Annotated in this window: 19 protein-coding genes; 14 read left to right on the top strand and 5 right to left on the bottom strand. The window is 63.6% G+C overall.

The annotated features are described in order from the left end of the window. Positions 1-33 precede the first annotated feature (33 nt). The 3 genes from OCW50_RS10510 (at position 34) to OCW50_RS10500 (ending at position 2,071) form a co-directional block, all read left to right on the top strand. The gene (locus OCW50_RS10510; protein WP_262297462.1) at positions 34-789 is read left to right on the top strand and encodes a hypothetical protein; all 756 of its coding nucleotides are present in this window, start codon (positions 34-36) and stop codon (positions 787-789) included. A 124-nt stretch (positions 790-913) separates the two neighbouring features. After that, entirely contained in the window at positions 914-1,267 is a 354-nt protein-coding gene (locus OCW50_RS10505) for a DUF1236 domain-containing protein (protein WP_262267928.1), read from the top strand. Positions 1,268-1,324: 57 nt separating this feature from the next. Then, positions 1,325-2,071 (top strand): response regulator transcription factor, encoded by a 747-nt coding sequence (locus OCW50_RS10500; RefSeq protein WP_262297461.1) that lies wholly within the window; start codon positions 1,325-1,327, stop codon positions 2,069-2,071. Between the two features lie 273 nt (positions 2,072-2,344). On the opposite strand, the gene OCW50_RS10495 is transcribed toward OCW50_RS10500, so the two are convergent. After that, positions 2,345-3,067: a GntR family transcriptional regulator gene (locus OCW50_RS10495; RefSeq protein WP_262297460.1), complete on the bottom strand. Its 723-nt coding sequence runs from the start codon at positions 3,065-3,067 to the stop codon at positions 2,345-2,347. Positions 3,068-3,226: 159 nt separating this feature from the next. Here OCW50_RS10495 and OCW50_RS10490 point away from each other — a divergent pair, with 159 nt between their 5' ends. The 6 genes from OCW50_RS10490 (at position 3,227) to OCW50_RS10465 (ending at position 9,350) form a co-directional block, all read left to right on the top strand. Beyond that, a complete protein-coding gene (locus OCW50_RS10490; RefSeq protein ID WP_262297512.1) occupies positions 3,227-4,234 on the top strand; it encodes an ABC transporter substrate-binding protein in 1,008 nt (335 codons plus the stop codon). A gap of 67 nt (positions 4,235-4,301) precedes the next feature. Next, a complete protein-coding gene (locus OCW50_RS10485; protein WP_173950153.1) occupies positions 4,302-5,063 on the top strand; it encodes an ABC transporter ATP-binding protein in 762 nt (253 codons plus the stop codon). A gap of 11 nt (positions 5,064-5,074) precedes the next feature. Continuing rightward, the gene (locus OCW50_RS10480; RefSeq protein WP_262297459.1) at positions 5,075-5,938 is read left to right on the top strand and encodes an ABC transporter permease; all 864 of its coding nucleotides are present in this window, start codon (positions 5,075-5,077) and stop codon (positions 5,936-5,938) included. 51 nt (positions 5,939-5,989) lie between these two features. Beyond that, entirely contained in the window at positions 5,990-7,726 is a 1,737-nt protein-coding gene (gene araD, locus OCW50_RS10475) for an L-arabinonate dehydratase (protein WP_262297458.1), read from the top strand. A 15-nt stretch (positions 7,727-7,741) separates the two neighbouring features. Further along, positions 7,742-8,461: a ribonuclease activity regulator RraA gene (locus tag OCW50_RS10470; RefSeq protein WP_262270841.1), complete on the top strand. Its 720-nt coding sequence runs from the start codon at positions 7,742-7,744 to the stop codon at positions 8,459-8,461. Positions 8,462-8,570: 109 nt separating this feature from the next. Then, positions 8,571-9,350: an HpcH/HpaI aldolase family protein gene (locus tag OCW50_RS10465; RefSeq protein ID WP_262297457.1), complete on the top strand. Its 780-nt coding sequence runs from the start codon at positions 8,571-8,573 to the stop codon at positions 9,348-9,350. Positions 9,351-9,361: 11 nt separating this feature from the next. Here OCW50_RS10465 and OCW50_RS10460 read toward each other — a convergent pair whose 3' ends face one another. From OCW50_RS10460 to OCW50_RS10450, 3 genes are read right to left on the bottom strand one after another with little or no spacing between them, the layout of a single operon-like run. Then, the gene (locus OCW50_RS10460) at positions 9,362-11,248 is read right to left on the bottom strand and encodes a bifunctional sugar phosphate isomerase/epimerase/4-hydroxyphenylpyruvate dioxygenase family protein (protein WP_262297456.1); all 1,887 of its coding nucleotides are present in this window, start codon (positions 11,246-11,248) and stop codon (positions 9,362-9,364) included. 15 nt (positions 11,249-11,263) lie between these two features. Further along, complete coding sequence (locus tag OCW50_RS10455; RefSeq protein WP_262297455.1) at positions 11,264-11,944, bottom strand: GntR family transcriptional regulator; 681 nt, start codon at positions 11,942-11,944, stop codon at positions 11,264-11,266. Then, a complete protein-coding gene (locus OCW50_RS10450; protein WP_262297454.1) occupies positions 11,941-12,609 on the bottom strand; it encodes a GntR family transcriptional regulator in 669 nt (222 codons plus the stop codon). The genes OCW50_RS10455 and OCW50_RS10450 overlap by 4 nt, the downstream gene beginning before the upstream one ends. Positions 12,610-12,796: 187 nt before the next feature. On the opposite strand from OCW50_RS10450, the gene dctP reads away from it, so the two are divergent. The 5 genes from dctP (at position 12,797) to OCW50_RS10425 (ending at position 17,078) form a co-directional block, all read left to right on the top strand. Further along, positions 12,797-13,789: a TRAP transporter substrate-binding protein DctP gene (gene dctP / locus OCW50_RS10445; protein ID WP_262297453.1), complete on the top strand. Its 993-nt coding sequence runs from the start codon at positions 12,797-12,799 to the stop codon at positions 13,787-13,789. Between the two features lie 87 nt (positions 13,790-13,876). Further along, positions 13,877-14,395: a TRAP transporter small permease gene (locus tag OCW50_RS10440; protein ID WP_262297452.1), complete on the top strand. Its 519-nt coding sequence runs from the start codon at positions 13,877-13,879 to the stop codon at positions 14,393-14,395. Beyond that, positions 14,392-15,693, top strand: a complete 1,302-nt coding sequence (locus OCW50_RS10435; RefSeq protein ID WP_262297451.1) for a TRAP transporter large permease — start codon at positions 14,392-14,394, stop codon at positions 15,691-15,693. Before OCW50_RS10440 ends, OCW50_RS10435 begins: the two co-directional genes overlap by 4 nt. Positions 15,694-15,721: 28 nt before the next feature. Then, positions 15,722-16,171: a type II 3-dehydroquinate dehydratase gene (locus OCW50_RS10430; protein ID WP_262297450.1), complete on the top strand. Its 450-nt coding sequence runs from the start codon at positions 15,722-15,724 to the stop codon at positions 16,169-16,171. A 4-nt stretch (positions 16,172-16,175) separates the two neighbouring features. Continuing rightward, positions 16,176-17,078: a shikimate dehydrogenase gene (locus tag OCW50_RS10425; RefSeq protein WP_373371360.1), complete on the top strand. Its 903-nt coding sequence runs from the start codon at positions 16,176-16,178 to the stop codon at positions 17,076-17,078. A 53-nt stretch (positions 17,079-17,131) separates the two neighbouring features. Here the strand turns inward: OCW50_RS10425 and OCW50_RS10420 are convergent, their stop codons facing one another. Further along, entirely contained in the window at positions 17,132-17,779 is a 648-nt protein-coding gene (locus OCW50_RS10420; protein WP_262297449.1) for a LuxR C-terminal-related transcriptional regulator, read from the bottom strand. Positions 17,780-17,964: the final 185 nt, after the last annotated feature.

The following is a 17,964-nucleotide window of genomic DNA, read 5'->3' as shown; positions in this document are numbered from 1 at the left end:
ATGCAAACGAAAAGGAACAGGGGAGCGATCGTGATGTCCCAGCTGCACCTCAGTGATGAGATCCTGATGGCCTTCGCCGACGGCGAACTCGAGGAGCCCACGGCTGCTGCGATCGCCAAGGCGATGGCGGAGGATCCCGTGGTGGCCAGACGGATCTTGGAATTTCAGCAGAGCCGTCGCCTGACCCGATCCGCCCTCGCCGACGCCCTGATGTCCGATGTGCCGGCCCAGTTGCGGTCGGCCGTTTCGGCTCAGATCAATGCCTATGAGGCCGCAGCGGGAGCACCATCGGAACCGCGCGCCAAGACGCCATGGAGTGAACGGCTGAGATCGAACCAGGCGTTCCGTCAAATGGCTCTGGCCGCGTCCGTCGCCGCCATCGCGCTTGCGCTGGGCTACTTTGCCGGTTGGCGGAGCAGGCCCGAAGCGCATGGGTTGCTGGCCCGCTTGGAAAGCCCCGTCCTCCACCGTGAACTGGACAAGACGGGCTCGGGAAGGGACGTGGACCTGCCGTTCGGCCGCCTGCGGGTGATCTCGACCTATCGCCTTGCGGACGGATCCCTGTGTCGTGAATTTCGGCTGCATGCTCCTGCCGAGTCCGCCGAGGCGGTCGCGTGCCGCGATGGGGAATGGAAGCCGACCTTCGCCCTGGCAACTCCCGTCAACCAGGATGCGTACGTGCCGAGCGGCGGAGGCGATCCGACGGCGGCCTATCTCCAGACGATCGGGGCTGGCGAGCCTCTTGCCGACGAGGCGGAGGCCAAGGCTCTCGCCGAGACGGCTCCGTGAGGTTGCTCCGCAAGGGCCAGGCTTCACGGGGATCGGGACACTTGAGAATTTTTCTAGGAAAGGTGGAATAAACCCGCGGGCCCTTCCGTTCTCTGTCCAATCCGGCGAGTGATAGAGGATGAGTATGAGAGCCGCGTACCATCTGGCTTTTGCCGTCTTCTCCGTGGGGACCATTGCAACCCCCACGACGGCGCCGAATGCGACGGATCCGCTCGCGACGGCCTCGGTCAATCCATCGCACGCCATCCCGGAGGCCGTCCGCACCATGGCGGCTGACCTGTCGGCCAGGTTGACCGTCGGGCTGGAGCGGTCACCGACGACATCAGTCGCCCAGGGAACATCGGTCGGCGACAGCCTGTCCGAGACCATCGAGCTGCGCCCGATTCCTAAGCACGAAACCTACCGTTACGCCGTGGTCGATGGCCGCCGCGTGATCGTCGATGCCACATCCCGAAAGATTGTCTACGTCATCCAGTGACGGCTGAGCCTGCACGATGACGAAAATTCATTTGCGAGAAGAAGAGGCGAACACGACATGTCGTTACAGAGCGCCGCCGAAACCCGTTTGATGTACAACGATCGTGCCTGTTCCTCGACGATCGTATTTCCGGTCTGCACCAATCCCCTGCTTCGCCTCGGTCTGGAGAACGTCCTGTCGGAAGCAGGCTTCATCGTCTGGCACGACATCGTCGACGGATTTTCAAGCCTGCCCCGGATCGACGACGAGGTGTCTGCGCTCTTCATCATCGATGGAAGCAGCTTCGCCGATGGCGTCACCGATCTGGCGAGACGGCTCAAGGCACATGCTCCCGATGCCAGGATGGTGATGCTGGCCGATTCCTTCGATGCGGCTGTCGTGCACGCGGCATGGAGCGCGGGAGTGCACGGCTTCTGCCTGACGAATCAGCGGCAGGATGTGCTGATCAAATCCCTTGAGCTGGTGATGCTGGGGGAGATCGTTCTGCCGGCCGCGATCGTGCTGCCGATCGCAGAGCTGGGGCTGAGCGACGCCGAGGGCGATGCGGGCGAAGGTCTGGTTCCGATGCGCGTCAATGGCCATCAAAGCCGGAAGCTGTCCAGCCGCGAAGCCCAGATCCTCGCCTGCCTGAGGGATGGGGCGCCCAACAAGGTCATCGCCCGCCAGCTGAACCTGTCCGAGGCCACGGTGAAGGTCCACGTCAAGGCGATCCTGAAGAAGATCGGAGCCTGCAATCGCACGCAGGCGGCGCTCTGGGCGGCGCGGTACGTCCGGACGGAGCCGAAGCCTCTGCCGTCCGTCTAAAGCATCGGACCCAAAAGTGGACTTGCCCTTTTGGGATCCATCCGATGCTTTCTTCTTGAATGAGAGCATCGGTCAGAACGGAAAACCGGATCCACTTTTCCGTCCGATGCTCTAGCGCATCGTGCGGCCCTCTGGGTCCGCCCGGAACGATGCGTCGCTCCGGCAAAGGAGTATCGGATCCGATCCCACAAGTGGGTCCACTTTTCACGTCCGATGCTCTCGCGCCGCCGATGCGGTCGCCGGCGACCGGTCGGAGGGCCCCGGCTCCGCCGCCTAGCCTCTGACATAGCCGGGATATTTCGCCCGGATCTCGTCCACGTAGGACAGGGTCCCGGAGAGGTGATGGCGCAGGTGCTCCTGGGCGTCCTCGGGGCGTCCCTCGGCGATCGCCTGCACGATCAGCCGGTGATGCTGCACGATGTCCTGGGCCTTGCCCGGCGTGGGAAGATGGAGGCGGCGCAGGCGGTCGATATGGCCGCTGCGGCTGCGCACGAGACTCCACAGGTCGGTCATCCTGGCCGCCTCGTAGAGATGCTGGTGAAAGGCCTGATCGGTCAGGGAGAAAGCCTCGAAGTCCGCGGCCTCCATCAGGGCCTGCTGCTGGGCGAGAAATCCCTGGAGCCTGGCGACGAGCCTCGGGTCCCGGGCGAGCGCCAGGTCGCGGACAATCTCGAGCTCGAGGGAGCGGCGCAGGAAATGGGCCTGCTGGGCGAGCCTCAGGTCAATCGGGCTGACCACGGTCGCATGCTGCGGGAAGATGTCGACGAGCCCGTCCTCCTGAAGCCTCAGGAGCGCATCCCGGATCGGGGTCGAGCTGAGCCCGAATTCCTGCTGCAGGGTGACTCGGTTGAGGACCGTCCCGGGAGCCAGGGCGAGGGAGATGATCATCTCCCGCAGCTGTTCGAAGACCTGGGGCGCCGCCTGGCGGCCCCGTTCGAGCCGATCCGTGGCGGGAAGCGCGGGTTGCGGGGCGGAGGCGGTGCGGGATGGCGGCATCGGAGGGAACCTGAACTTTCGTCGGTCCTGTCTATACCACACTTGTGCCGGATGCACTAATGCATTAGTGTATGAGTTATCGGCTGATGGGCCGAGCTTGGCCATCGAGGCTCCCGCGAAGAGGGGCCCACCCCTAGAGGAAGCACCATGAAGAAGCAGATGCGGCGCCTGTGCGCCGGTATCGTGGCCGCCGTTGGGCTGGCCGCCCTTTCGAACCCGGTTCTCGCGCAGCAGAAGAATGAGGTCTCGATCACGCGGCAGCCCGGCATCATCTACCTGCCGACCCACATCATCGAGAAGCAGCAGCTCATCGAGAAGCACGCCGCCCGCCTCGGCCTGCCCGACCTGAAGACCAAGTGGATCACCTTCAGCGGCGGCGGCGCGCAGACCGATGCACTCCTTTCCGGCGGCGTCGACATGGTGAATACCGGCGTCGGCAACCTGCTCCTGCTCTGGGACCGCACCAAGGGCGGCGTGAAAGGCATCGTGGCCTCGTCCGCCCTGCCGCTCGCCTTCGTGACGCACGATCCCAAGATCAAGTCGCTGAAGGATATCGGCCCGGGCGACAAGATCGCCGTGCCGACCGTCAAGGTCTCGACCCAGGCGATCCTGCTCCAGATGGCGAGCGCCAAGGAGTTCGGCGCCGACCAATGGTCGAAGCTCGACGCCAACACGGTGCAGCTCGGCCATCCGGACGCCGTCGTGGCCATGACCAATCCACAGCACGAGGTGAAGAACCACTTTGCGGCTCCGCCCTTCCAGTACATCGAGATGAAGACGGTTCCCAACGCGCGCATCATCCTGCAATCGCCCGACATCATCGGCGGGCCGCTCACGCAGGGCCAGTTCTTCACGACGACGAAATTCGCCGAGGCCAACCCGAAGGTCATCGAGGCCGTCCGTGCCGCGTCCAAGGAGGCGCAGGACTTCATCCGCAGCGACACGAAGGCGGCGGTCGACATCTACAAGGAGATCACTGGCGACAAGACCAGCCCGGAGGATCTGCTCGCATGGCTCAAGGAGCCCGGCATGATGGAGTGGAACCTCGAGCCGCAGGGCACGATGAAGTTCGCCGAGCATCTCTACAAGATCGGCACGCTCAAGACCCAGCCCAAATCCTGGAAAGACTTCTACCTGCCGATCGCGCACGATCTCAACGGCAGCTGACGAATTGCGCCTGGCGCCCGGCGCATAGACCGGGCGCTCCACCCCATTTCATGTCAGGTATTGATCGATGTCCGCTCTTCTCGACGTCAGTGGCGTCACGCTGCGCTATAAAACTCCCAGCGTTCTCGTAACGGCGACCGATCGGGTCAGCTTCCAGGTCAACCAGTCGGATCGCTTTGTTCTGCTCGGCCCGTCCGGATGCGGCAAGTCCACGCTGCTCAAGGCGGTCGGCGGCTACCTGAGCCCGAGCGAAGGGCGCATCCGCATCAAGGGGCGCGACGTCACCGAGCCCGGCGCCGACCGCATGATGGTGTTCCAGGAGTTCGACCAGTTGCTGCCGTGGAAGACCGTTCTGGAGAACGTGATGTTTCCCCTGCTGGCGGCGCGAAAGCTGCCGCGTAAGGAGGCGGAGGACCGGGCCCGCGCCTATATCGAGAAGGTCAATCTCACGCGCGCCGTCAATTCGTACCCGCACACGCTGTCGGGCGGCATGAAGCAGCGCGTCGCGATCGCCCGCGGCATGGCCATGGAGCCGGACATCCTGCTCATGGATGAGCCCTTCGCGGCTCTCGACGCGCTCACGAGGAGAACCTGCCAGGACGAGCTTCTGCAGCTCTGGGAGGACACGAAGTTCACCGTGATGTTCGTCACCCATTCCATCGCGGAAGCGATCAAGATCGGGAACCGCATCCTGCTTCTGTCGCCCCATCCGGGACGCGTGAAGGCCGAGGTCAACGACGTGGACCGGGTCTCGCCCACGGACGGCAGCGCCGGGCAGCTCGAGAAACACATTCACGAACTTCTGTTCGCCGACGAAGTCGCACATTAGGGATGACGCTCATGAGCCAAGCACAGATCGTGATGCGCGCCGATACGGCAGCAGCGCAAACGCATACGGGGGAGGTCGAGCGCAGGCTCGGCACCTTCGAGCTGGCCTGGGGGAACGGCTTCGTCCGCAAGACCGTGATCATCATCTTCCTCGGGATCATCTGGGAGATCTACGGTCGCTACCTGGATAATCCGCTTCTCTTCCCGACCTTGAGCGACACGCTGTCGACCATGGTCGACCGGATCGCCGACGGCACGCTCCCGGCGAGGGCTTGGACCTCGCTCAAAGTTCTCCTGATGGGTTACGCGTCCGGCGTCACCATCGCGGCGATCCTGACGATTCTCGCCATCAACACCCGCATCGGCACCGATTTCCTCGAAACGATGACGGCGATGTTCAACCCTCTGCCGGCCATCGCGCTGCTGCCCCTGGCGCTGATCTGGTTCGGCCTCGGCAACGGCAGCCTCGTCTTCATCCTGATCCATTCGGTTCTCTGGGCCGTGGCGCTCAACACCCATTCCGGGTTCCTGGGCGTGTCGCAGACCCTGCGGATGGTGGGGCGCAACTACGGCCTCAAAGGGCTCTCCTACGTGTTCAAGATCCTGGTTCCGGCCGCCTTCCCGTCGATCCTCACGGGCCTCAAGATCGGCTGGGCCTTCGCCTGGCGCACGCTGATCGCCGCGGAGCTCGTCTTCGGCGTGTCGTCGGGCCAGGGGGGACTGGGCTGGTTCATCTTCGAGAACCGCAACCTGCTCGACATCCCGTCCGTGTTTGCCGGACTGCTGACCGTGATCATCATCGGCCTCGTGGTCGAGAACCTGATCTTCAGGACCATCGAGCGCAAGACCATCCGGAAGTGGGGCCTGCAGAGCTGAGCCTGCCTCGGCTGGGACCATCCTTCCTCTCCATCGACGAGTTTTCGCACCATGACTGCACGAAAGACGCCTGAAACTCTCAGGAGCGCGCGCTGGTTCGCGCCCGACGACCTGCGGGGCTTCGGTCACCGCTCCCGCATGATGCAGATGGGCTATGCCCCCGACGATTGGGTCGGCCGTCCCGTCATCGCCATCCTCAACACCTGGTCCGACATCAACCCGTGCCACGCGCATTTCAAGCAGCGCGTCGACGACGTGAAGCGGGGCGTCCTTCAGGCCGGAGGCTTCCCGGTCGAGCTCCCCGGGATCTCGCTCGCCGAGCAATACGTTAAGCCGACCACCATGCTCTACCGCAACATGCTGGCCATGGACGTGGAGGAGCTGCTGCGGTCGCATCCGGTCGACGGCGTCGTCCTGATGGGCGGCTGCGACAAGACCACGCCCGCGCTGCTTCTGGGCGCCACGAGCGCGGGGCTTCCTGCCATCTACCTGCCGGCAGGCCCGATGCTGCGCGGCAACTGGAAGGGCAGGATCCTGGGATCCGGCTCCGATGCCTGGAAGTACTGGGACGAGCGGCGCGCCGGCACGATCACGGATGCCGACTGGCTCAACATGGAAGCCGGGATCGCGCGCAGCCACGGCACCTGCATGACCATGGGCACGGCCTCCACCATGACGGCGATCGCCGAGGCCATCGGCATGACTCTGCCGGGGGCGTCGTCCATTCCGGCTCCCGACGCCAACCATGTCCGCATGAGCGCCGAATGCGGACGGCGAATCGTGGAGATGGTCTGGGACGACCTGACCCCCGACCGGATCCAGACCCGCGGGGCGTTCCTGAACGGCATCGCCGTCGCCATGGCGATGGGCTGCTCGACCAACGCCATCATTCACCTGATCGCCCAGGCGCGGCGGGCCGGACAGGAGATCGGTCTCGACGACTTCGAGGCGGCCAGCCGCAAGGTGCCTGTCATCGCCAATGTCAGGCCGAGCGGCGACAGATACCTGATGGAGGACTTCTTCTACGCCGGCGGCCTGCCGGCGCTGATGACCCGCATCAGGGATCATCTCCACCTCGATGCGATGACGGTCAGCGGCCGGACCCTGGGTGAGAACATCGCCGGGGCGGAGGTCTACAACGACGATGTCATTCGAAGCATCGACAACCCGATCTATGCCGAGGGCGCGCTCGCGGTTCTCAAGGGAAACCTCGCTCCCGACGGCTGCGTGATCAAGCCGAGCGCCTGCGATCCGCGCTACCTGAACCACACGGGGCCGGCTCTCGTATTCGATGACTATCCCTCCATGAAGGCCGCCATCGACGACGAGAACCTCGATGTGTCGGCCGATCACATCCTCATCCTGCGCAACGCCGGCCCGCAAGGGGGGCCCGGCATGCCGGAATGGGGCATGCTGCCGATCCCGAGGAAGCTGGTGAAGCAGGGCGTGCGCGACATGCTGCGCCTTTCGGATGCCCGCATGAGCGGCACGAGCTATGGCGCGTGCATCCTGCATGTCTCACCGGAATCCTATATCGGCGGGCCGCTGGCCCTGGTAAAGACCGGCGACATGATTTCGGTGAACGTAGCGGAGCGCACCATCAGCCTCGATGTCCCCGACGAGGAACTCGAGCGGCGCCGTGCCGCCTGGGTCAGGCCCGAGCCGCGCTTCGAGCGCGGTTATGGGTGGATGTTCACTCGGCACATCAAGCAGGCGCACGAGGGCTGCGACTTCGATTTCCTGGAGACGAGCTTCGGCGCGCCCACGGGCGAGCCGGCGATCTACTGACAGATGGAGGCAATCATGACGACGCTGAAACCGGACACCCGCGAGAAGCTCAAGACCGTCAGCACGGCGACCCTGTGCACGGCCCTCTACAAGCGCGGATTGCGCAACCAGTTCATCCAGGACGTTCGCCCGCTCAACCCGAACCTCGGCAACATGGTCGGCGAGGCCTTCACCCTCCGCTACATCCCGGCCCGGGAGGATCTGAACCCGATCAGCGTGTTCCAGGATCGCGCCCACCCGCAGCGCAAGGCCGTCGAGGAGTGCCCGCCCGGCGCCGTCATGGTGATCGACAGCCGCAAGGATGCCCGCGCGGCCTCGGCGGGCGGGATTCTGGTGTCGCGCCTGATGAAGCGCGGCGTCGCCGGCGTGGTGACCGACGGCGGCTTCCGGGATTCGCCCGAGATCGCGCGGCTCGGGATCCCGGCCTATCACAATCGCCCCTCGGCCCCGACCAACCTGACCCATCATCAAGCCCTCGACATCAACGTTCCCATCGGGTGCGGCGACGTGCCCGTGTGGCCGGGCGACATCGTCGTAGGCGACGGCGAGGGCGTGGTGGTGATCCCGGCGCATCTGGCCGACGAGGTCGCCGCGGAGGCCGTCGAGATGACGGCGTTCGAGGATTTCGTACAAGAAGAGGTGCTGAAGGGCCGCTCCATCCTGGGGCTCTACCCGCCGACGGATGAGCGCACGCACGGCGACTTCGCAGCCTGGCGCAAGGCGAACGGACGCTGACCCGAGAGGCCGGCGCAGGCATCCTCGCGCCGGCCTCGTCTTTTGACGGACGCGGGCTCGGCGCGCTACACAACCGGGGCCGTCATATGCCACTGGGCCAGGAGGCGGGATGAAGCCGAACAGAATCAAGTCCCTCTGGGCGGACGGGAAGCCCGTCCTGAACGGATGGCTGTCGATCGCCAATGCCTTCACGGCCGAAATCCTGGCCGAGCAGGGCTACGACTCCCTCACCATCGACCTGCAGCACGGCGTCGTCGACTATCAGGCCGCGGTCGGCATGCTGCAGGCCATGCGCTCGAGCGACGTCACGCCCCTGATGCGTGTTCCGTGGCTCGATCCCGCGCCCATCATGAAGGCGCTCGATGCCGGCGCCTACGGGGTCATCTGCCCGATGATCAACAACCGGGCGCAGGCGGCGGAACTGGTCTCCTATGTCCGCTATCCGCCCGGCGGAACCCGCAGCCTGGGGCCGACCCGCGCCAACTTCTCGGCCGGATCGAACTATGCGGCCGAGGCCGACGACAACATGCTCTGTTTCGCCATGATCGAAACGGCGGAAGCGTTCCGGAACCTCGATGAGATCGTCACGACGCCCAGGCTCGACGGCGTCTATATCGGTCCCGCCGATCTCACCCTCGGGCTCACCGGCAAGCGCTATCCGGTCGGCTTCGACCGCGAGGAGCCGGAGATGGTCGAGGCCATCCAGACCATCCTGGCGAAGGCCCATCAGGCCGGGATCCGCGCGGCGCTCCATTGCGGCTCGCCGGGCTATGCGGCCAAGGCCGTCGGCTGGGGCTTCGACCTCGTGACCCTGCCCAACGACGTGCGCCTCCTGGCCGCGGTGGCCGGCGCCAGCCTCGCCGAGGCCAGGAGGCTCATGCGGGGCTGAACGGCCCGTCGTCACAGCTCGGGTGGAGCCGTCATGGACGTGAGAAGGGTCTGCGACGCCAGCCGGATCGGCGCGTTCGTCGCGCCGTAGCCCTGATAGCCGCGCCGTTCGACGATCTCGAAGAAGAATCCGCCCTCGAGGGTTCCGGTGTAGACCTGGAAGTATTCCGCCGCGCCCTCCCGGTCATACAGGATGTGGCCGGCGCGCAGCCGTTCGACGTCCTCCGCGGAGAGGTCCGTTCTCACCTCGAGATCGTCATAGTAGTTCTCCGGAATGGGCAGGAGATCGACGCCGTTCGCCCTGAGATGTTCGACTGTCGCGAAGATGTCGTCGGTCGACAGGGCGATGTGCTGGACGCCCGATCCGAAGAGATCGTTCAGGAAGCGGGACGACAGCGTGCGCTGGCTCTGGGAGGCGTTGAGGATGAGCCGCAGCGTGCCGTCGGCCGTCTCGATGGCCTGGCTCTGCACCACGCCGCCGGGATCGATCACCGCCTGAACGGGGGTTTTCCGCACCTCCAGGAGGGAGGTGTAGAACAACAGCCACGTGAGCATCTCCTCGTAATGCATCGACTGGGACACGTGATCGACCGCCTTCAGGCCGGCGCCTGCGGCGTCATCGGGGTCGACGGGCTGGAAGTCCACGTCCCAGAGCCGGTCGAGACCGGTCTTGCTGTCGACGAAGTAGAGAAGGCTTCCGCCGAGGCCGCGCACGGCCGGGATGGTCATCTCGCCCGGTCCGGCCGGTTGCTGGAATGGCTGATCCAGCAGCCTGACCGCCCGGTCGATCGCTCCCGGCGCATCGTCGACGCGCAGGGCCAGGGCGCAGACGGCGGTGCCGTGCGTGATGTTGAAGGAATGGGCGAAGCCCTCCTTGTCCGCATTGATCACGATGTTGATGCCGCCCTGCCGCCATCGCGTCACGGCCTTGGAGCGGTGGATCCCGGCCTTCCGGAAGCCGAGCCGGCTCAAGGTCCGCTCGAACTCCAATGCGCCGCGCTCGTCGATGGCGAACTCGACGAACTCGACCCCGGAGCAGGAGGCCTTCGGCGGCAACGCCGGCAGATCGGGGGAGGCCGTGCCCGTGCGCCGGCGCATCTCGTCCAGCATGGCGATCAGGGACCGGTGCCCGTCAACCGCGACGCTGCGGGCCGAGCCCGCCCGAAACCGGTCGTTGAAGATCTCCAGGGACAGGAGCCCGTCGAAGCCGGTCGCATTCAGCGCGAGCATGAAATCGTCGACCGGCAGGTCGCCCTGCCCGGGGAAGCACCGGTAATGCCGGCTCCAGGACAGGTAATCCATGGCGAGCCTCGGCGCATCGGCCATCTGCACGAGGAAGATCCTGTCCGACGGGATCGACCGGATCGCCGAGAGGTCCGTCCCGCGCGCCAGGATGTGGAAGGAATCCAGCACGAGTCCGACCGCGGGATGATCGGCCCGGCGGACGACCTCCCAGGCGTCGCGGTAGTCATGGATGTGACGCCCCCAGGAGAGCGCCTCGAACGCAACGCGCATGCCACGCTTCTCCGCCCGTTCGCCGAGCTCCCGGAAGTCGGCCGCCGCCCGCTCGATCCCGCCGAGGGAATCCGGAGAGACGTTGCTGCACACCATGAGGAGATCGCAGCCGAGCTCCTGCATCACGTCGAACTTGCGCTCGGCCCGGGCGAAGACCTTGGAGCGCTGCGGCTCGGGCATGCCCTCGAAGTCGCGGAAGGGCTGGAACGTGATCGTCCCGAGCCCGAGACCCTCGACCATGCGCCGCACGTCGGCCGGCGTGCCGTTGAAGGACAAGAGATCGTTCTCGAAGATCTCGACGCCCTTGAACCCGGCCGCCGCGATGGCTTCGATCTTCTCGCTGAGGGTCCCGCTCAGGCAAACGGTGGCGATGGCTGTGTGCATGCTCCTCGTCCGATGTCATCCGATGGTGCCGGTGGCGAGGGCGTGTTCGACGCCGCCGGCGACGTGTTGCGTGAGGACCTCGCAGGCCCGTTTTGTGTCCCGCTTCAGGGCGCATTCCAGGAGTTGAGCATGCTCCCGTTCCGCGATGTCCCCGCGATAGCTCAGGGCGATCATCTGATAGCGAAGGTACTTGTCGAAGACGGCCGCATGGGTGTCGATCAGCATTTTCGATCCGCAGGCGGAAATCAGCGCCTGGTGGAACTGCCAGTCGTACCGCTTCCATTCCTCGGAATGCGTCCTGTCGCCCTGGGCCATCCGCTCCTCCATGCGGGCCAGCCGGTGGTGGGCGGCGACGACCCGCCCTTCCCACTCCATGTCGCCAGCCCGGAACGACTGCTCCAGCGCCCGACATTCGAGGAGCTGACGCAGGGCGGCGATCTCCCGCAGATTCGCGATCGACACGGGCGCGACCTCGAACCCCTTCTGGCCTTCGGCGACCACCAGGCGTTCCGATTGGAGCCGGTTCAGAATTTCCCGGAGCGTGCTGACGCTGGCGCCGTAATCGGCCTTCAGCCGGTCGAGCCTCAGCTTCCTGCCGGGCGGCAGGCGACCGAACACGATGTCGGAGCGGACCTTCTGGTAGGCGCTTTCTCCGATTGTCGAAGGTTGTGGGATCTCCTGCCTGTCATCTGTCATTTCAGCGCCCCGCTCTCCAGGGTGAAGGCCACGCATCCGTTCACATGCCCGGTCAGCACCTGGCAGGCCCGGGCGGCGTCGCGTGCGAGAGCGCAGTCCAGCAACGCCTTATGCTCCTTGGCGGCGATCTCTCCACGAAACACGACCGCGACCATCTGGTACCGGAGATACTGGTCGAAAACGCCGCCATAGAGATCGAGAAGGGTCTGCGACGCGCAAGCCTCGATGAGGGATTGGTGGAACTCCCTGTCGTATCGTTTCCAAAGCTCCGTGCCCTCCTGATCGCCGGCCAGCATCCGCCGCTCCATGGAGGCGAGCTTGTGATGAGCGGCGACGACCCTGCTCTCCCATTCCAGGTCGCCGGCCGCGAAGGACAAGGGCAGCGCATAGGTTTCAAGGAGAAGCCGCATCGCCGCGACGTCCTCGAAGCCTTGAGGTGAGACCGGGGCGACTCGGAAGCCGCGCTGGCCTTCCGCGATGACCAGCCCTTCGGATGACAAGCGACTCAGAATCTCGCGCAGGGTGCTGACGCCCGCCCCGTACAGGCTCGAAAGCCTGTCCAGCCGCAGCTTGGCCCCAGGGGCGAGGCGGCCGAAAACGATATCGTCCCGGATCCGGGCATAGGCTCGGTCGGCGATAGACGTCGCCACCAGTTCAACGCTCATCAAGCCGTTTTCCCATGATTGAACCTGAGTAACCTCCACCGTGCCGGATTTCAGGCCGCGCGAGAAATAACCGTTCAAATTAGGATTACCAGATATTTTCAGAATCGACTATTGATTCCTGGTTCCTCAAAGGAGATAGTCGGGCAAAGACGCGAATGAATGCGCAGCACGAAGAGGAGAGGGAACCATGGCATTCAAGATCGATCGTCGCTCCCTGATGGGGGCGTGCGCAGCCCTGTTGGCATGCGGCATGAGTGGCGCTGCCTTGGCTCAGGCGCCGACGAACCTCAGGTTCTCGGCCGTGTTCTCGGAGCAGGACATCCGTGCCGAGATGATGAAGCGGTTCGGAGAAGAGATCAAAGCCCAGGGGTTTGCGCTGCAGCCATACTACGGCGGCACCCTGTTCAAGCAGGGGACCGAGTTGGTCGCGATGCAGCGCGGCAACCTTGAGATGGGCAATATCGCCCCACAGGACATTTCCAACCAGATCCCCGCCTGGTCCATCGTGACGTCCGCCTATCTCTTCCGCGACGCCGATCACTTGAAGAAGGTGTTTGCGAGCGATGTCGGCCAACAGCTCAAGAAGATGGCCTCCGACCAGCTTGGCATCCACATCCTCGGTCCGACCTATTTCGGCGCCAGGCATGTGGGTCTCAAGCCAAGCAAGAAGATCAACAAGCCTGAGGATCTTGCCGGCATCAAGCTTCGAATGCCTGGAGGGGATGCCTGGCAGTTCCTGGGTCAGGCACTGGGGGCGAACCCGACGCCGATGGCCTATGCCGAAGTCTATACAGGGTTGCAGACCGGCGCCATCGACGGCCAGGACAATCCGCTTCCGAACGTGCAGAACATGAAGTTCTACGAGGTCATGTCGCAGGTCGCACTGACGTCCCACCTCGTGGGCTTCGACGTTCTGGCCGTGTCCAACAAGGTCTGGAACGCCATGTCGCCGGAAAAGCAGGCGGCCTTCCAGGCGGCTGCCGACAAGGCGATCGAATGGAGCACCCAGGAGCATCTCAAAAAGGAGACGGAGCTCGCGACGTTCTTCAAGGAAAAGGGCTTGGACGTCTATACGCCCGACCTGAAAGCCTTCCGCGAATATGCACAGAAGAAGTACTTGGCCTCGGATCTGGCGAAGGGCTGGCAGCCTGGCATGCTCGACAAGATCAACGCGATGTAGCGGGAACCTGCAGTCGCCGGTGCATCAGCATTCGGCGACTGCACTTTTCCCCTCGGCTCGATGACTTCTCAGGAAGCGGTGGCACTCATGACTTCATCCTCGCGAGCGATTGGTGCGTGGCTTGCCCGGCGTGCCGAGAACGTGGCGGCCGCTATGCTGGGTTTGATGTTTCTGGCTTTTCTTTTGCAGATCGCATTCCGTTACATCCTCGGTCTCCCGATCGGATGGACCCATGAGATCAGCGTTGTTCTCTGGATCTGGCTCGTTCTCTGGGGTGCCTCTTTCGTCATCACCGAACGCGAGGAAATCCGCTTCGATATCATCTACGGCGCGGTCGGTCCCGAAGGGCGCAGATTCATGTGCGTCATCACCGCCATCGCGCTTGTCGCAGTATATCTTATCTCTCTCCCGGCGGTTTTCGATTATGTCACCTTCATGAAGGTGGAAAAGACCAGCTATCTCAAGATCCGCTTCGACTGGTTGTTCTCGATCTATCTCGTGTTCGTCGTCGCGACCATCATCCGATACATCTGGCTTGCCTGGCAGGCTGTGCGCGGGGTCGCGCCAGATGATTTCGATCCCACCAAGGCGAGTTCCGGCGTATGAACCTGACAAGCCCGTTTTCGCTCTCCCTTGTTTCGATCACTGCTCTTGCCTTTCTCGGATTGCCGATCGGGCATTCGATGATTGCAGGGTCGATCCTGTACCTGCTCCTGGCAGGACAGGACATGGGCACAGCCGCCGAGCAACTGCTCAACGGAATGTATTCCAACTACGTGATCCTGTCGGTTCCGCTGTTCATCCTGGCGGCCGAGTTCATGAATATCGGCAGCATGACCGACCGCCTCATGGCCTTCTGCAACGCTCTGGTGGGCCGCTTCCGCGGTGGGCTCGCGCAGGTCAACATTCTGCAGAGCATCATCTTCGCCGGCATGTCGGGATCCGCCATCGCCGACGCCGCCGGCACGGGCCGCATGATGCAGGTCATGATGACCCGGGACGGACGATACACGCCGAGCTATGCCGCCGCCGTGACGGCGGTATCCTCCGTCATCGGGCCCATCATCCCGCCGTCCATTCCGATGGTGCTGTACGCTCTTGTGTCCGATGCTTCCATCGGGTTTCTGTTCCTCGGCGGTGTCATCCCGGGCTTGCTGATGGCTCTAAGCCAGATGATCATCGTGGCCATCACGGCCCGCCGCAAGAACTTCCCCGTCGAAAAGCCGGTCCCTCTGCGAAAGCTTCCACGCATTACCTGGGATGCACTTCCATCGCTCATGATGCCTGTCGTTCTCCTCGGCGGCATCTACAGCGGCGTCATGACACCCACCGAGGCAGCCGCGGTCGCTGCAGCCTATGCCCTCCTCATCTCGGCCGGGCTCTATCGCAGCGTGAGCTGGCGCGATTTCTATCAGGCGCTTGCGGTCAGTGCGCGGACGACATCATCGATCGGGATGCTGATCGCAGGCGCGCTCGTCTTCAATTATGTCGTTACCGTCGAAAACATTCCGGAGGGGGTGAAGGCACTGCTGGCCGGTTGGGACCTCTCCCCGACCGGCTTCCTGATCTTCGTGAACGTCCTGCTCCTGCTCCTCGGCTGCGTCCTGGAAGGGACCGCGATCCTGCTCATCGTCGTTCCGGTCTTTATTCCGACGGCTCAGGCTCTCGGCATCGATCTGGTGCATTTCGGCGTGGTGGTGGTCGTCAACATCATGATCGGGCTCATCACCCCGCCGTATGGCTTGCTCCTCTTCATCATGGCGAACATATCAGGCGAGCCCCTGCGGGACATCGTTCGGGATACGCTGCCCTTCTTGTTCGCCATGATCGTCGCCCTGGCCATCCTGACATTCGTTCCTGAAACCGTGCTCTGGCTGCCACGCCTGTTTGGCTATCAGGGATGAGCCTGCTCCAATCGCGAGACGCATCTCAATGAGCAAGCCGATCTATATCCTCAACGGGCCCAATCTCAATCGCCTCGGAACGCGAGAGCCAGAGATCTACGGACGCACGACCTTGGCCGAAGTCGAGGCTCTGTGCCGTGGAGCCGCAGCCGGTCATCCGTTGGTGTTCCGGCAGTCGAATCGGGAATACGAGCTGATCGAATGGGTGCATGAAGCCATCGATGAAGCATGTGGGGTCATCATCAACCCGGCGGCCTTCACTTTCACATCCATGGCTATCATGGACGCCTTGAAGATGTTCCCGGGCCCCATTATCGAGCTTCATATCTCTAACATTCATCGGCGCGAGCAGATCTATCACAAATCCTATGTCTCTCCGGTGGCGACCGCTGTCATCGCCGGCCTCGGCACTGACGGCTACCCGACGGCTGTACGCTCCATGCTCGACATGATCTCGAGGACAACAAAGGCTGGTTGAATTCATGAGGAGCGAAGATCTGATCGGGCCGGAATCTCATGGTGATGGCGCCCCAGGCTCGCGCGGACGGCCGTCGGTCCTTGCTGGCCTCGTGGGGACGGGCATTCAGGCATCGCGAACACCCAGCCTGCACGAGCGGGAAGGGGAGCGACTGGGTTTGAGATATATTTACAGGCTGATCGATTTCGAAGCGCTCGGTCTCGACCCCCGATCTCTTCCGGATATCCTGGCCGCTGCCGAACACTTCGGCTTTGCCGGCCTCAACATCACCCATCCGTTCAAGCAGGCCGTGATCCCGCTGGTTGGCGAACTGGCCCCCGACGCGGCGGCGCTCGGCGCCGTCAACACGGTTATCCTGAAGGATGGGCATCGCGTTGGTCACAACACTGATTGGTCGGGGTTCGCAGAAAGCTTTCGACGGGAACTGCCTGATGTAGAGCGCGACCGCGTGGTCCAATTCGGGGCCGGCGGAGCAGGGGCCGCGGTTGCCCATGCACTTCTGACGCTGGGGACAGGTCAGGTAACCGTGATCGACACGGATCAGGCTCGGGCTGCTACTCTCGCGGCGGATTTGTGCCATCGCTTCGGCGCCGGGCGCGCCTGTTCGAGTTCATTCCCCGCGGAGGCGCTTGCGACGGCCCAGGGCGTGGTGAACACGACTCCGCTCGGCATGGCCAAGTATCCTGGCATGGCGTTCTCCGCGGACCTGCTGCGTCCCGACCTATGGGTCTCCGACATCGTTTACGTTCCTCTGGAAACGGAATTGCTGCGGCAGGCCCGGGCACGAGGCTGCCGCACCATGTCTGGCGGAGGGATGGCGGTCTTTCAGGCTGTTGGCGCTTTTCGCCTCTTCACGGGACTCGAACCGGATGCGACTGAAATGCTTCAGCATTTCAGCGAGATGTGAACCACGATGAATCGGTTGTTTCAAACCCGAGCGGACAAGGTCTTGCCATCGGGTCAGGAGGCCAGCCGCTTCTGGGGGAGGTGATTGGATGCCACGAGGGCGGCTTCCACCCTGTTCCGGACATGCAGCTTTTGAAGAATGTTCGTCAGATGATGCTTGATGGTCTTCTCGCTCAGTTCGAGTTTGCTGCCGATCTCCTTGTTGCTGCGGCCTTGAACGAGAATCGACAGGATCTGCTGTTCGCGCGCTGTCAGGTGTGACAGATGACCTGATCCCGTTGCTTCGCCTGTCGCTCCAGAGCCAGTGCGCATGAGCAGCTTCGCCGCGAGACTTGGGGAGATGAAGCTCTGTCCTTGGCTCAGCGCCCGCACGGTTTGGGCCAGTTCGCCGGCGCTGCTGCCTTTCAGCAGGTAGCCCCGCACGCCGCGCTTCAAAGCGGCGTGAACATGGTGCTCGGATGCCTCATCGGCAAGGATGAGAATGCGGATCGAGGGATGTTGCTGGAGGATCGACTCGACCGCTCCCATGCTGCAATCCAAAGTGCTGGCGTCGACCACGATCACGTGCGGACGAGACTTCTCGGCCAGATCGATCGCGTCCCAGATCGTAGCGCCTTGGCCAACGACCTCGATGTCCGCCTGAGAGCGCAGCGCAAGGACCACACCATCCCGGAAGAGAGGATGCTTGTCGATCACGCCCACGCGAATTGCTGCTGCCATTGGAGCCCCCCAGATCCAATCCCGACCGCCACTAAGAGGTGCGGCGGATATTCTTATGCTCAATCGTCGATGTACAGAGCTTTACCCTCCGTTCAGGATATCGGTCGTAGGTGGAGCTCAGCAATATCTACGAAGTGCGAGAGCGGCTTCTTCCAGGCGCTTAGGTG

Source organism: Microvirga sesbaniae, assembly GCF_025460805.1.
Classification (GTDB): Bacteria; Pseudomonadota; Alphaproteobacteria; order Rhizobiales; family Beijerinckiaceae; genus Microvirga; species Microvirga sesbaniae.
Note: the sequence above shows the minus strand (reverse complement) of the source record. Positions and strands in the feature narration are given on the sequence as shown.

What these genes read in the sequence shown, in the direction of transcription:
- OCW50_RS10510 (WP_262297462.1), top strand. Translation starts at nt 34, where the DNA reads ATGTCCCAGCTGCACCTCAGTGATGAGATCCTGATGGCCTTCGCCGAC.
- OCW50_RS10505 (WP_262267928.1), top strand. Translation starts at nt 914, where the DNA reads ATGAGAGCCGCGTACCATCTGGCTTTTGCCGTCTTCTCCGTGGGGACC.
- OCW50_RS10500 (WP_262297461.1), top strand. Translation starts at nt 1,325, where the DNA reads ATGTCGTTACAGAGCGCCGCCGAAACCCGTTTGATGTACAACGATCGT.
- OCW50_RS10495 (WP_262297460.1), bottom strand. Translation starts at nt 3,067, where the DNA reads ATGCCGCCATCCCGCACCGCCTCCGCCCCGCAACCCGCGCTTCCCGCC.
- OCW50_RS10490 (WP_262297512.1), top strand. Translation starts at nt 3,227, where the DNA reads ATGCGGCGCCTGTGCGCCGGTATCGTGGCCGCCGTTGGGCTGGCCGCC.
- OCW50_RS10485 (WP_173950153.1), top strand. Translation starts at nt 4,302, where the DNA reads ATGTCCGCTCTTCTCGACGTCAGTGGCGTCACGCTGCGCTATAAAACT.
- OCW50_RS10480 (WP_262297459.1), top strand. Translation starts at nt 5,075, where the DNA reads ATGAGCCAAGCACAGATCGTGATGCGCGCCGATACGGCAGCAGCGCAA.
- araD (WP_262297458.1), top strand. Translation starts at nt 5,990, where the DNA reads ATGACTGCACGAAAGACGCCTGAAACTCTCAGGAGCGCGCGCTGGTTC.
- OCW50_RS10470 (WP_262270841.1), top strand. Translation starts at nt 7,742, where the DNA reads ATGACGACGCTGAAACCGGACACCCGCGAGAAGCTCAAGACCGTCAGC.
- OCW50_RS10465 (WP_262297457.1), top strand. Translation starts at nt 8,571, where the DNA reads ATGAAGCCGAACAGAATCAAGTCCCTCTGGGCGGACGGGAAGCCCGTC.
- OCW50_RS10460 (WP_262297456.1), bottom strand. Translation starts at nt 11,248, where the DNA reads ATGCACACAGCCATCGCCACCGTTTGCCTGAGCGGGACCCTCAGCGAG.
- OCW50_RS10455 (WP_262297455.1), bottom strand. Translation starts at nt 11,944, where the DNA reads ATGACAGATGACAGGCAGGAGATCCCACAACCTTCGACAATCGGAGAA.
- OCW50_RS10450 (WP_262297454.1), bottom strand. Translation starts at nt 12,609, where the DNA reads ATGAGCGTTGAACTGGTGGCGACGTCTATCGCCGACCGAGCCTATGCC.
- dctP (WP_262297453.1), top strand. Translation starts at nt 12,797, where the DNA reads ATGGCATTCAAGATCGATCGTCGCTCCCTGATGGGGGCGTGCGCAGCC.
- OCW50_RS10440 (WP_262297452.1), top strand. Translation starts at nt 13,877, where the DNA reads ATGACTTCATCCTCGCGAGCGATTGGTGCGTGGCTTGCCCGGCGTGCC.
- OCW50_RS10435 (WP_262297451.1), top strand. Translation starts at nt 14,392, where the DNA reads ATGAACCTGACAAGCCCGTTTTCGCTCTCCCTTGTTTCGATCACTGCT.
- OCW50_RS10430 (WP_262297450.1), top strand. Translation starts at nt 15,722, where the DNA reads ATGAGCAAGCCGATCTATATCCTCAACGGGCCCAATCTCAATCGCCTC.
- OCW50_RS10425 (WP_373371360.1), top strand. Translation starts at nt 16,176, where the DNA reads ATGAGGAGCGAAGATCTGATCGGGCCGGAATCTCATGGTGATGGCGCC.